At 54.6% G+C, this 11,319-nt stretch carries 15 protein-coding genes; 7 read left to right on the top strand and 8 right to left on the bottom strand.

Annotated features, from left to right (window positions below):
- Positions 1 to 181: 181 nt before the first annotated feature.
- Positions 182 to 703: a dihydrofolate reductase family protein gene (locus tag KNO58_RS00925; protein WP_376778139.1), complete on the bottom strand. Its 522-nt coding sequence runs from the start codon at positions 701 to 703 to the stop codon at positions 182 to 184.
- 72 nt (positions 704 to 775) lie between these two features.
- Here KNO58_RS00925 and KNO58_RS00920 point away from each other — a divergent pair, with 72 nt between their 5' ends.
- The 5 genes from KNO58_RS00920 to KNO58_RS00900 all read left to right on the top strand — a co-directional run bounded on the left by KNO58_RS00920 (position 776) and on the right by KNO58_RS00900 (position 4,504).
- A complete protein-coding gene (locus KNO58_RS00920) occupies positions 776 to 1,666 on the top strand; it encodes a helix-turn-helix transcriptional regulator (protein WP_251026007.1) in 891 nt (296 codons plus the stop codon).
- Positions 1,667 to 1,750: 84 nt separating this feature from the next.
- Positions 1,751 to 2,020: a hypothetical protein gene (locus tag KNO58_RS00915; RefSeq protein WP_214751225.1), complete on the top strand. Its 270-nt coding sequence runs from the start codon at positions 1,751 to 1,753 to the stop codon at positions 2,018 to 2,020.
- Between the two features lie 93 nt (positions 2,021 to 2,113).
- A complete protein-coding gene (locus KNO58_RS00910) occupies positions 2,114 to 2,587 on the top strand; it encodes a GNAT family N-acetyltransferase (protein ID WP_214751223.1) in 474 nt (157 codons plus the stop codon).
- 134 nt (positions 2,588 to 2,721) lie between these two features.
- Positions 2,722 to 3,438 carry a polysaccharide deacetylase family protein gene (locus tag KNO58_RS00905; RefSeq protein ID WP_214751221.1) on the top strand — a complete coding sequence of 239 codons (717 nt, stop codon included), beginning with the start codon at positions 2,722 to 2,724 and terminating at the stop codon, positions 3,436 to 3,438.
- 127 nt (positions 3,439 to 3,565) lie between these two features.
- Positions 3,566 to 4,504, top strand: a complete 939-nt coding sequence (locus KNO58_RS00900; RefSeq protein ID WP_214751219.1) for a peptidoglycan DD-metalloendopeptidase family protein — start codon at positions 3,566 to 3,568, stop codon at positions 4,502 to 4,504.
- 41 nt (positions 4,505 to 4,545) lie between these two features.
- Here KNO58_RS00900 and KNO58_RS00895 read toward each other — a convergent pair whose 3' ends face one another.
- The 4 genes from KNO58_RS00895 to KNO58_RS00880 form a co-directional block, all read right to left on the bottom strand.
- Entirely contained in the window at positions 4,546 to 4,944 is a 399-nt protein-coding gene (locus KNO58_RS00895; RefSeq protein ID WP_021066236.1) for a cytidine deaminase, read from the bottom strand.
- A gap of 133 nt (positions 4,945 to 5,077) precedes the next feature.
- Entirely contained in the window at positions 5,078 to 5,440 is a 363-nt protein-coding gene (locus tag KNO58_RS00890; RefSeq protein ID WP_214751217.1) for a cyclophilin-like fold protein, read from the bottom strand.
- A 65-nt stretch (positions 5,441 to 5,505) separates the two neighbouring features.
- On the bottom strand, positions 5,506 to 6,066 hold the full coding sequence (locus KNO58_RS00885) for a sugar O-acetyltransferase (RefSeq protein WP_214751880.1): 561 nt from the start codon (positions 6,064 to 6,066) through the stop codon (positions 5,506 to 5,508).
- Positions 6,066 to 6,797 carry an SDR family oxidoreductase gene (locus KNO58_RS00880; protein ID WP_251026006.1) on the bottom strand — a complete coding sequence of 244 codons (732 nt, stop codon included), beginning with the start codon at positions 6,795 to 6,797 and terminating at the stop codon, positions 6,066 to 6,068. The genes KNO58_RS00885 and KNO58_RS00880 overlap by 1 nt, the downstream gene beginning before the upstream one ends.
- A gap of 104 nt (positions 6,798 to 6,901) precedes the next feature.
- Here KNO58_RS00880 and KNO58_RS00875 point away from each other — a divergent pair, with 104 nt between their 5' ends.
- Positions 6,902 to 7,780, top strand: a complete 879-nt coding sequence (locus KNO58_RS00875) for a LysR family transcriptional regulator (protein ID WP_214751215.1) — start codon at positions 6,902 to 6,904, stop codon at positions 7,778 to 7,780.
- On the opposite strand, the gene KNO58_RS00870 is transcribed toward KNO58_RS00875, so the two are convergent.
- Positions 7,777 to 8,349 (bottom strand): TetR/AcrR family transcriptional regulator, encoded by a 573-nt coding sequence (locus KNO58_RS00870; protein ID WP_214751878.1) that lies wholly within the window; start codon positions 8,347 to 8,349, stop codon positions 7,777 to 7,779. The genes KNO58_RS00875 and KNO58_RS00870 overlap by 4 nt on opposite strands.
- A 138-nt stretch (positions 8,350 to 8,487) precedes the next feature.
- On the opposite strand from KNO58_RS00870, the gene KNO58_RS00865 reads away from it, so the two are divergent.
- Positions 8,488 to 9,237 carry an SDR family oxidoreductase gene (locus KNO58_RS00865; protein WP_021066230.1) on the top strand — a complete coding sequence of 250 codons (750 nt, stop codon included), beginning with the start codon at positions 8,488 to 8,490 and terminating at the stop codon, positions 9,235 to 9,237.
- A 46-nt stretch (positions 9,238 to 9,283) separates the two neighbouring features.
- On the opposite strand, the gene KNO58_RS00860 is transcribed toward KNO58_RS00865, so the two are convergent.
- Positions 9,284 to 10,303, bottom strand: a complete 1,020-nt coding sequence (locus KNO58_RS00860; RefSeq protein ID WP_214751213.1) for a FecCD family ABC transporter permease — start codon at positions 10,301 to 10,303, stop codon at positions 9,284 to 9,286.
- Complete coding sequence (locus KNO58_RS00855; protein WP_214751211.1) at positions 10,300 to 11,319, bottom strand: FecCD family ABC transporter permease; 1,020 nt, start codon at positions 11,317 to 11,319, stop codon at positions 10,300 to 10,302. The genes KNO58_RS00860 and KNO58_RS00855 overlap by 4 nt, the downstream gene beginning before the upstream one ends.

The raw sequence follows: 11,319 nt of genomic DNA, 5'->3' as shown, positions 1-11,319 counted from the left end.
TCTTTTTTCAGACCAAAAGTCTTGGGATACGCATTCGTCTTGGTCGGCCTGTCATTTGTCGCGATCACGTTTCTTGTTAATTTTATATAACGCACGAAATGATGAAACGTCACATGCAATTCTTCGAACACATGACGCTTTGATACACCAAGTCGACGCTTTCAAAGGTCGGCTTTTTTATTTACCGCTCGTACGTCACCATGACGAACTGTCCCGACGAGCGTTGGCTCGTCAATTTCAACTTCGTCTCTTTCGTGCCTTCCGGGAAGAGCGGAATCCCTTCGCCTAATACGACCGGGGCGATGGCAATCTCGTAGCTGTCAATCAAGTCATGCGCCATCGCTTCCTTGATGACCTCGCCTCCCCCAACGATCCAAATGTCTCCGTCGACGTCTTGCTTCAATCGTTCGATGAGCTGTTCAATCGGCTCGTCCGTGAACGTGACGTGCTCGGCTTCCCGGTCCGGACTGCGTGTCAAAATATAGTTCGGGATATCCTTGTATGGATAGCCGTTCGGCTCAAGCACGAGCACTTCCTCATACGTCTTTCGTCCCATGATGACGGCGCCGACCGTCTGGAAAAAGTCGGCGTAGCCGTTGTCCCCTTCCCCCTCGACCGCGAACAACCAATCGAGTCGGTCGTTCATGCGCGCAATTTTTCCATCCAAACTTGTCGCGATATATAAGACGACGTTTGCCATGATGAATTCCTCCTTGATTCGTGATACATTCAGCTTAATCGATAAACACGACAAAACATGACGGGAATGAGAATAATGAAAAAACGACACCTGCAGTTGATACGACTGTTGAACCGAGGACGTCGGTTCACGGCAGACGAACTGTCCGCTGAGACAGGTGCCTCGGTCCGGACGATTCAGCGCGATATGCTGACGCTCGAAGAACTCGGCTATCCAATTTGGAGCGTACCCGGCACAGGCGGTGGCTATGAGATGTTGCCGAACCGATTGCTCCCGCCGCTCCAGCTCCGGGAACAGGAAGCGGTCGCGCTCTACCTCACCCTCAAATGGATGGAACAGATTCCGGACGTGCCGTTCGGTGAACTACGCGACACACTGTCCGACTGGTACGTGAACGAGTTGCCGCACGACCTCGAGACGAAAATCGCTCGGCTCGAGAAGAACATCCTTTGGCTTGGGAATCAGACCGTCCCATCGTCCCCGTTCACGAAAGACGTGTTTCAAGCAGTCGAGCAACGGCGCAACATCGAAGTGACGTACGCGACGACGAAAGGATCACGCACGTTCACCGTCGCACCGGTCGGGATGGCACTCCTCGATTTGAAATGGTACGTATTCGGTCTCTCGGATTACGGGCTGCGCCAATATCGGATCGACCGGATTGAAGCGATGCGTCTCCTTGATGACACGTTCGAAGCGGACGATTTGGCGACGCTACTCGAGGCGAGTGACGAACGAAGCGGCGTGACCGTCCGGCTCAACATCACCACGCTCGGCCGCCGTCTACTTGAAGACGTATTACCCGATATCAGCGAAAAGAATGAGTGGGAGGTACCGGAAGCCGAGCTTTCGTTCTTGTCGCGGCAATTGCTAGCCGCCGGAGCGGAAGTCGAGGTCATCGAGCCGATTAAACTGCGGGAGATGATGCGGGAGCAGGCGGCGCGGTTATGGAACCTGTATCGATAATCAAATCGATGCTTTGGCCTCATGTAAGAATTGTCTTTATCTGGTAATATGAGTCCATATTGCTATATGTAAAGGAGCGTTTTCATGACCAAGCTATCTTTCTCCACTTTGTTCGTCTCCATCAGTGTCATCTCGCTATTCGCCATCATGGTGTACCTCAACATCTCAACGCTCGAACTGAACGAAACAATCGGTTCAGGCCTGTTCTACTTGAAGGGCTATTATGAAGAAGACAATATGATTGTCACCGAGCAAGGGATTGGTGTCATCACGTTGCCGCTCGCCATCGGTCTCGTTACATCGACCCTCATTAAGCTCATCCAGCACTACAAAGCACCGTCTGTCACGAACTAAAAACAAGCCCTTCAATCTGAGGATTGAGGGGCTTTTCTACGACTATCCCTTGCTGGTGATGCACGGTACACTAAGAGGACACAGGAGGGATTCATGATGACATTCACGACGACCCGCTGCCTCATCCGACCATTCGAGCAAGATGACATTGAACCGTTCATGGTGTATCGAAACGACTTGGACTGGATGCAGCACCAATCGTTCAAAGGATTAACGCTTGAAGAATATGAACGCTCTTTACTCGGCGACCAAGCCATCACTCAAGGCATGCAACTCGCCATCATCCATCAAGAGACGAATGATTTGATTGGCGATTTGTATGTGCAGCAAGACGGGACGACTTATTGGGTTGGCTATACGATTTCGCCCCGACACGCGCGCCAAGGCTATGCGTTCGAAGTCGTGTCCGGATTGATTCGTCATTTGTCCGACCAAGGGGCTGAGACAATCAAAGCCGGTGCCCTTCCGACGAACGAGGCGTCCATCGCCCTCTTGAAAAAGTTGAATTTTACCTTTATCACAATGGAAGACGACGAACAGATTTATGCGCTTGATGTAACGAAATGAACCGACTCACATCCCCGTCCCTGATTTTCAATTTCAGATGCATTTTTAGCTTCAAATTTGAATCAGATGTATGGTACTCTATTTTCCAAACCATACCACGTCACCTGTTTTTGCCTTGAGGGAGTTTTGTTTGGATGATGAAACGTGTCATTTTGCTCATGTCGATTTTTTTGCTGATCAGCTCCCTGTCACAGGCAGCGATTTCGAAACCGAAAGCCTATAACGACCGCAGCCTCATCTATTTGACGCTCGATGACGGACCGAATCGAAAGACGGGCGCGTTGCTCGACGTCTTGAAAAAACATCGGGTGAAGGCGACCTTCTTCATCCTTGGGAAGAATATCAAGGGCAATGAGCACCTCATCCGACGTATCGTCGCTGATGGCCATCTCATCGCCTTGCATGGGATGACACACGTGCGCGAGGAGTTTTATGAATCGCCGATGACGGCCGTTCGCCAAATGCAAGAAGTCCAGACGCTCATCTATGACGTGACCGGCATCCATACGAACATGGCCCGCACGATTTACGGTAGTGACGCCGGGATGACGCCGGCGCACTGGCAAGCGATGGACGAGGCCGGTTTCGAGATTTGGGACTGGAACGTCGGCAGTCTCGACCATATCTATAAGAAAGACAACGCCCCAATCGAGCAGCGTGTGTTCAACCGACTCGAGGCGAATTATGAGATGAATATCGCCTCGATCATCTTGGCACACGATCACTCGATGACACCGCAAGCGCTCGATACGATTATCCGTTATGCGAAAGAACGCGACTATGAGTTCAGGACGCTAGAAGGCGTACATCCCGCTTACAACTTTTTCAATCCGTGGGAACCGAATGAATGAATGAATGAATGAATGAATGAATGAATGACACATGCTGAGTTCACTTGGGCTCAGCTTTTTGTTTGCTCGAAACTTTATGTTCTTGACGCCGTATACAGTAGGAACAACTAGCAAAGGTGGAACCCACATGCAACTCGACGGCCGAACGTTTCCTAAATCATTTCTCGATGGTCAATTCGATTCAATCTATAGCCAGACGACCGACTCATTCAAACAACAGACCTCGCTCGACACGTTCTATCGGCTCGCCACCTCATTCAATGAAGGTGTTCGCCGCTATCGGGTGGTGAATGACATGAAATTGAACGGAAGCCGTCATCTCGTCTGGATGGATGACCGAAAAGAACGCGTGCTTAGCGTTACGTTCAATCAGGACGACCTCATCGAGGAACTATTTATGACGCCCCATCAACCCGATTCGAGGGGTGACCGTCGCTTCACGAAACATACATACCACCTCCCGTTCACGGATGACTGGCTCGTCCTATCAGGTGGCACACACCCTGGTGAGAATAGGCACTATCCGGAACGCGCGCAACGATATGCGTATGATTTCATAAAAGTGAACAACAACTGGTCATATAACAAGACAAAGTCCGGGAACCACTCGTTTTATGCGTTCGGGGAACGGATCATCACACCGTTGGACGGGACGGTGGTGGTAGTGGTCGATGATGTACCTGACGTCCCAGATTCGAGTCGCCCTTTCGGCAATCACGTCATCCTGGAGCATGCCAACGGCGAGTACAGTCTCCTCGCCCACCTCGAAGCCGGTTCGATTGCCGTCAACGTCGGAGACCGTGTCAAGACACGTCAATTGATCGGCCGTTGCGGCAACTCGGGGGATTCATCTGAACCGCACCTTCACTTTCAAGTGATGGACAGTTCTGACTTGGCATCCGCCACCTCACTTCGAATTCGGCTAAAAGGAAGAAAGAAACCGGTCCGCGGTCAAATCATCAGACCGAAACCAGCCTACTTACCGAATCACACGAACTTGGCCGCTGACTTTTTATTTGAACTCGCACTTGCCGTTCCGCGACTCTTGTTTAACTTTTGGAGGTAATCAAAAATGTCCCCACATCAATCGATGTGGGGACATTGCTGTTACATCTCGAGTTCTGTGAACGCGAGCGGGACAAGCTCTTCAAGCGTCACTTCTTTCACGTCGGCGTTGCCGTTCGTGAGCAACACTTTGAAGTCCGGGTCGCCGAACTCGACGAGCACTTGGCGGCAGATGCTGCATGGCGGCAAGAAGTCGACCGTGTCGCCTGACACCGCGACGGCTTCGAAATCGCCTTTTTTATAACCTTGCGCGACCGCTGTAAAGATGGCCGTACGCTCGGCACAGTTCGTCGCACCGAACGAGACGTTCTCGACGTTGACGCCGTCGATGACCGTTCCGTCCTTCATAAGAAGCGCCGCTCCGACGCGGAAGTTTGAATACGGCGAGTAGGCGTTCTCTTTCACTTGGCGGGCACGCTCGACTAATTGTTGTTGGTTCATGGGATCATTGTCCTCTCTGACTCGAAATGAACTGATGCCAGTTCCCGGCCTCTCTTTTTTGGGCAGGATTTTTAGCATACACCTCAAGCGATAGAGAAGTCAACGAAAATTTGAAAGCGGTCACACTGTTGTGTCAGTTTTGAAACGTCAGCTCGACCGTCCCGCTCCCGAGTAGCGGTGCAAGCGTGGAGAAGTCCTCGACCCGACCGATGCGCGTATACGCATAACTCGTCTCGACGTCCTTATAAAACAAGACGAGACAGTCATCCCCATACAGCATGACATCCCCGGCCCGAATCGAGCCGACACGTTCGGGGTTCGTCGGGAACGGTTCGTCGAAATAAAAGTATTTCTCGTTCTGATGCAAGTCCTGCATCGACAGCGTGAGCGGAAGTCGGGCTTGGAGCACCTTCGCTGTCGGGTTGTTTTCGAAACGTACTATGACGTTTATTGCGTCTACTTGTGACGTCACTCCTTCCTGATTCTCCGGATCCATCACCTTGTAGTCCCCACACGCAGCGAGAAACAACATGGAAGCGACTAATCCGAGTCGGATGACGATCATGACGTCTGAACGACACGAGCCGGTGTCCCGGTGACCGTCACATTGTCCGGGACGTCTTTCGTCACCGTCGCATTGGCTGCGACGATGGCGTTCTCGCCGATGGTGACACCCGGCAAAATCGTCGCCCCGGCCCCGATCCAGGCGTTCCGTTTCACACGAATCGGCCTCGTAATCAAGCCGCGCCGTTCGGTCGGGTCGGTCGGATGGTTGACCGTCAACAGCTTGGCGAACGGACCGATCAAGACGTGGTCTTCGATGTCGATGCCGCCGAGATCGGTGAACATGACGCCACGGTTGATGAAGATATTCTTCCCGAGTGTGATGTGTTTCCCGAAATCGGTATAGAACGGCGGCAGCACTGTGACCGAGTCCGCGACGTCTTGCCCGAGCAGCTCCGAGAGCGTACGCTGGAACTCGTCTTTCGGCAAGTACTGATAATTCAGGCGCATGAGTGTCGGCTCGATGGCTCGTTGAATGTGATGAATCTCTTCAAAGACAGCCTCGCCCGCAGCGATTGTTCGGCCGGACACGCGTTCTCTCAATCCGCTACCCATCATCACACCTGTTGTTTCGTCGGTCGGATGATGAGGTTGCTGACAGAGACCCGGTCCGGTGTGTCGATGGCGTAAACGACCGCTTCAGCCACATCCTCACTCGTCAATCCCCACTCGGTTTGCGCCTCATGGAGCGCCTGGGCGGCTTGTTTGTCACTGATTGTGTTGTACAGCTCGGTCTGGACGGCTCCCGGCGAGATAATCGTCGATTTGACGTTGTTCTCTCGCTGTTCTTGGCGCAAGCCTTCCATGATGGCGCGGACCGCGAACTTCGTCCCGCAGTAGACGGCCGACTCCGGATAGACGACGTGCCCGGCCACCGAATCGGTCGCGATGATATGACCCGACTGTTGACGTTCCAAGATTGGGAGCACAGCGGCAATCCCGTTTAATACCCCGGTCACGTTCACATCGAGCATGGCCTGCCACTCGTCACGGCGCCCCTCGACGAGCCGCGCGGTCGGCATGATCCCGGCGTTGTTGAACAAGACATCGATATGCCCGAACGTGTCGAGTGCAGTTTGCACTACCGCCTCGACAGCTGCGTAGTCCGTGACATCGGCTTGCTGGATGACGATGTCGGCCTCGGGATGCTTCGCTTGGATGGCTTCCAACCGGTCAAGACGACGAGCGGCGAGCACGAGATTCGCACCCCGCTCAGCCAATAGATGGGCCGTCGCTTCGCCGATTCCGCTCGACGCCCCCATGATGATGACAACTTTGTTGATGGTCATAATCCATTCCTCCTTTGATTGACTTCAGTATAGGAACGGACAAGCATCATGTCTAATGCTACTATTTGATTAAGAACCATAACGAAAACGCATGGAGGGATGACATGGAGCTACAACAGCTACGCTACTTCCTCGCCGTCGCGAGCGAGAAGAATATTACGCGCGCGGCCGAACACTTACGGCTGTCGCAACCGGCATTGTCTCGGCAAATCCATCAGCTCGAGGACAGTCTCGGCGGTCCGTTGTTCGAACGGAGCCAAGGCGGGGTCACGCTGACCGAACGGGGTTACTATTTGGCCGAACACGCCAAAGAGATGGTCCGTCTGGCCGATAAAATCTCGGTCAACTTGAATACGGCGACGCCCGTCAGCGGAGAACTGTATATCGGCGGTGGCGAGACGGAGACGCTCACCTCAGTAATCGAGACGCTTCGACAGATGAAACAGCTTCATCCCGACGTCAAATTACGCCTGTATAGCGGCAACGGGGACGACGTCATCGACAAGTTGGACCGGGGTATCCTCGACTTCGGGGTCGTGATCGAACCAATCAATCTGGCCGCTTACGCCTCGCGCGAGCTCCCCCATGTCGACCGTTGGGGCATCTTGACGCGCCGCGACAGTCATGTCGGACAAAAGAGTGCCATTGAGACCGGGGATCTTCTCGACTTGCCGCTCATCTTGTCGGAGCAATCGCTCGTCGACCGGCATTTGTCGGCCCGACTCGGTGTCGATTTGTCTGAAGCCGACGTCGTCGCGACGTATAACCTGCTCTATAACGCCTCACTCCTCGTCCGGGAAGGCATCGGGCACGCGCTCTGTCTCGACGGGATCATCAACACGCAAGGGACCGAGTTGGTGTTCGTCCAGCTCCATCCCCCGCTCACGTCTTCCGTCCATTTGATTTGGAAGAGCGGGAGTCGCCTGTCGAACGTCGCCTCGACATTTTTAGAGCTGTTCGATGAACGGGAAACGGCCACCTAAACACGGCGGCCGGAATCGAGACGCAATATGTGCGCCAACTGCTCGTTCATCTCGTCCGGGGTGGCCGCAAAGTCGTGTTCGGCCCAATGGATGATCATCCCGACGATGGCGTTCGCTTGATACGAACAGAATAACTCATGGTCAATCTTGTCTTGCTTGTGCGCCGCCGTATCGCGGAGGAGCAACTTCCGCACCTCGGCGAACAGCATGTAGTAGTAAGCGAGCGGTACATTTTTCGAGAAGACGATGCGATAGAAATCGACGTACGTCTGAACGTGGTGAAAGATACGGATCGTCGAAGGTTCGAGTTCGCGCGGATTGAGTAGCTTCACATGACGATACGGCTCCTCATACGATTTGGCGAGGTCGGCCGTGATCTCTTGGAAATACTCCTCAAATACGTCCTCAATCCGCGCATAATGCAAATAAAACGTGCCCCGATTGACATTTGCCACACGACAAAGTTCCGAAATCGTCACTTGTTCGAGCGAACGATTCCTCAATAATTCGACGAGCGCCTCATGAAGCGCTCGTTTTGTTTTGATGACACGCAAGTCCGGCTTCATGATTCGCACATTCCTCTCAACAGTTATGACTGGAAGTGTTGATTACTCAACAGAATCGCTCTTCATTGATTATTGTAAGCGCTTTCTAAAGTTCATTATAATAGTTATTGAACACATGTACAATAAAAGGAGGAATCAGTCATGCGCTTATCGGGGAAAGTGGCGATTGTCACAGGGGCAGCATCAGGAATGGGAAAAGCGATCGCAGAGTTGTACGCGCAAGAAGGGGCGAAAGTCGTCGTCTCGGACATGAATCTTGACGGGGCGAAGCACGTCGCCGAGAATATCTCAGGCGAGGCCATCGCCATTCAGACGGACGTGACGTCTGAAGAAGCGCTCCAACAGTTGTTCGATGAGACGGTGAAGACATTCGGTCAAGTCGACATCCTCGTCAACAACGCCGGCATCATGGACGGAATGGAGCCGGTAGGTGAGATTTCTAACGAGCGTTGGGAGAAAATCTTTGCCGTCAACACAGTGTCGGTCATGAAATCGATGCGCATCGCCGTCGACTTGTTCACGAAGCAAGGGCACGGCGTCATCGTCAACAACATCTCGGCCGGGGGTTTGTATGGAGCTCGAGCCGGCGCGGCCTACACGGCGTCGAAACACGCCGTCGTCGGATTGACGAAGAACACGGCGTTCATGTATGCCGACCAAAACATCCGTTGTAACGGGATTGCGCCGGGCGCGGTCGCGACGAACATCGGCTCGACGATGACGAACATGAGTCAAGCCGGGTTCGGTCGCCAACAGCTCGGGATGGCCATCAACCCACGCATCGGACAACCGGAAGAGATCGCTCAACTCGCTCTCTTCCTCGGCTCGGACGAATCGAGTTTCATCAACGGTCAAGTCGTCGCCATCGACGGTGGTTGGACGGCCTACTAATCAAAAAAATGAGCCACATCCCGCGTAGGATGTGGCTCATTTCTCGTTATAGCTCCCCTCTCCGGTTCATCCGGATCAAGAGATAAATCAAATACGGCGCCCCGACCATGCCGGTGATGACACCGACGGGATAGCGGGCCGTGAAGGCGAACTGGCCGATGAGATCGGCCGCGAGCACCAAGATGACGCCGACGAGTGCCGCCGGGATAATCGTCGAACGCCCGTCCCCGACGAGCCGTTTGGCGATTGGTCCCGCCAGAAACGCGACGAAGGCGATCGGTCCGGTCGTCGCCGTCGCGAGCGCGAGCATGAGCACCGAGGCGACGATGAGCAGGACGCGCGTCTGATTCGTCTTGACGCCGAGCGACGTCGCCGTCATCTCCCCGAGCTCTAAAATCTGGAGCTGTCGGCTGAGTCGGAGGATGACCGGGAGGCAGAGCGCGACCGCAAAAATGAGCGGCGGGAGCGTCTCCATCTTCACCCCGTTCAAGCTACCGCTCAACCAGCGCATCGCCGTCCCGACATCGTTTTGGCGGCTGATGAGCAACAGATAGTTGATGACTGCCGTGAGCATCGCTTGAATGCCGATTCCGACCAGCACGAGCCGGCCAATTGAGAAGGCGGCGCCTTTTGACAAGAAGTAGATGGCGAGGACGGTCAACAGTCCGCCGATGACCGAGATGATGGAGACGAACGTATCGCTCGCCTGTAAGACGACGATGCCGAACACGGCCGCCGCACTCGACCCGGTCGTGATGCCGATGACGTTCGGGTTGGCGAGCGGGTTGCGGAGCATCGTCTGAAATACCGTCCCGGCGATCCCGAACGCAAGTCCGGCGAAGACACCACCGAGCATGCGCGGCAGACGGATCGTGCCGACGGCGAACGAGGCTCCCGGGACTTGTTCCCCGAACAAGACGCGGATGATGTCTGCGACCGGGTAAATCGTGTTGCCGAGCATGAGCATCAATGCGCTCAACGTAAGGGCCAGCGCGAACAAGACGAGCGTCACGAAGACGGTCCGTTGCCGACGCTTGCGACTGTTGTGGATAATCGGTTGATTCATACGCCACGCACCTTCACTTTCATCGTCAAGGCGATCAAAATCGGGGCCCCGACGAACGCCGTGACAATCCCGACTTCGAGTTCACCGGGACTGCCGAGCAGACGACCCGCCACGTCGGCGAACGTGAGTAAAATCGCGCCCGTCAGTGCCGACATCGGGATGATATACCGTTCATCCGCTCCAATGACCAAGCGGACGAGATGCGGCGCCAAGAGACCGATAAAGCCGATTGGTCCAGCCAGTGCCGTCGCCGCCCCGCACAAAATCACACCTGCGAATGAGGCAATCAGTTTCAACGTGCCGATGCGGACACCGAGACCCGTGGCGAGCTCTTCCCCGAGCGCCAAGATGTTGAGGGACGGTGCCGCCAAGATGGCGATGACGATCCCGCCGATAAAGAACGGCAGGAACGTCATAATCGAATCCATCGTCCCGGCCCCGACGCTACCGACTTGCCAGAACCGGAACTGGTCCATGACGTTCGAGCGCGGAATCATGATGGCCATGACGAGTGACGACAACGCCGCACTCGTCGCCGCACCGGCCAAGACTAGTTTGAGCGGCGTCGAACCGCCCCGCCCGAGCGAGCCGATTCCGAACACGAACGTCGCCGTGAGTAACGCCCCGACAAGCGCGAACCAAATATAGTCGCTCGCGGTCGAGATGTTGAAGAAAGCAATCCCGACGACGACGAACAGCGCCGCTCCCGTGTTGACTCCGAGAATGCTCGGGTCGGCAATCGGGTTACGTGTCACCGACTGCATCAATGCGCCCGAGACACCGAGCGCCGCCCCGCACATGAAACTGAACACCGTCCGAACGACCCGTTGCCGGACGATGTCCGCTTCATACGACTGAACAGCCGGACGGAATAAACCGTCAAGCAGTTCATCCCATCCGACTGTCCGTGAGCCGAAAGCAAGCGAAGCGAGCATACAGACGACGAGCAGGACGAGCGACCCTACGAGGAGGAGCCCGAACCGTCTCGGCGTGTGTAACTTCTTCGGCATATTCAT

Origin of the sequence: Exiguobacterium sp. J17977, assembly GCF_018616375.1 — a bacterium.
GTDB lineage: Bacteria > Bacillota > Bacilli > Exiguobacteriales > Exiguobacteriaceae > Exiguobacterium > Exiguobacterium mexicanum.
The sequence above is the reverse complement of the archived record's forward strand: the minus strand, read 5'-3'. Positions and strand labels throughout refer to the sequence as shown.

Excerpts from the sequence above, each read along its gene's own strand:
- KNO58_RS00920 (WP_251026007.1), top strand. The coding sequence starts at position 776 with ATGAAAAAACGACACCTGCAGTTGATACGACTGTTGAACCGAGGACGT.
- KNO58_RS00915 (WP_214751225.1), top strand. The coding sequence starts at position 1,751 with ATGACCAAGCTATCTTTCTCCACTTTGTTCGTCTCCATCAGTGTCATC.
- KNO58_RS00910 (WP_214751223.1), top strand. The coding sequence starts at position 2,114 with ATGATGACATTCACGACGACCCGCTGCCTCATCCGACCATTCGAGCAA.
- KNO58_RS00905 (WP_214751221.1), top strand. The coding sequence starts at position 2,722 with ATGATGAAACGTGTCATTTTGCTCATGTCGATTTTTTTGCTGATCAGC.
- KNO58_RS00900 (WP_214751219.1), top strand. The coding sequence starts at position 3,566 with ATGCAACTCGACGGCCGAACGTTTCCTAAATCATTTCTCGATGGTCAA.
- KNO58_RS00895 (WP_021066236.1), bottom strand. The coding sequence starts at position 4,944 with ATGAACCAACAACAATTAGTCGAGCGTGCCCGCCAAGTGAAAGAGAAC.
- KNO58_RS00890 (WP_214751217.1), bottom strand. The coding sequence starts at position 5,440 with ATGGATCCGGAGAATCAGGAAGGAGTGACGTCACAAGTAGACGCAATA.
- KNO58_RS00885 (WP_214751880.1), bottom strand. The coding sequence starts at position 6,066 with ATGATGGGTAGCGGATTGAGAGAACGCGTGTCCGGCCGAACAATCGCT.
- KNO58_RS00880 (WP_251026006.1), bottom strand. The coding sequence starts at position 6,797 with ATGACCATCAACAAAGTTGTCATCATCATGGGGGCGTCGAGCGGAATC.
- KNO58_RS00875 (WP_214751215.1), top strand. The coding sequence starts at position 6,902 with ATGGAGCTACAACAGCTACGCTACTTCCTCGCCGTCGCGAGCGAGAAG.
- KNO58_RS00865 (WP_021066230.1), top strand. The coding sequence starts at position 8,488 with ATGCGCTTATCGGGGAAAGTGGCGATTGTCACAGGGGCAGCATCAGGA.
- KNO58_RS00860 (WP_214751213.1), bottom strand. The coding sequence starts at position 10,303 with ATGAATCAACCGATTATCCACAACAGTCGCAAGCGTCGGCAACGGACC.
- KNO58_RS00855 (WP_214751211.1), bottom strand. The coding sequence starts at position 11,319 with ATGAATATGCCGAAGAAGTTACACACGCCGAGACGGTTCGGGCTCCTC.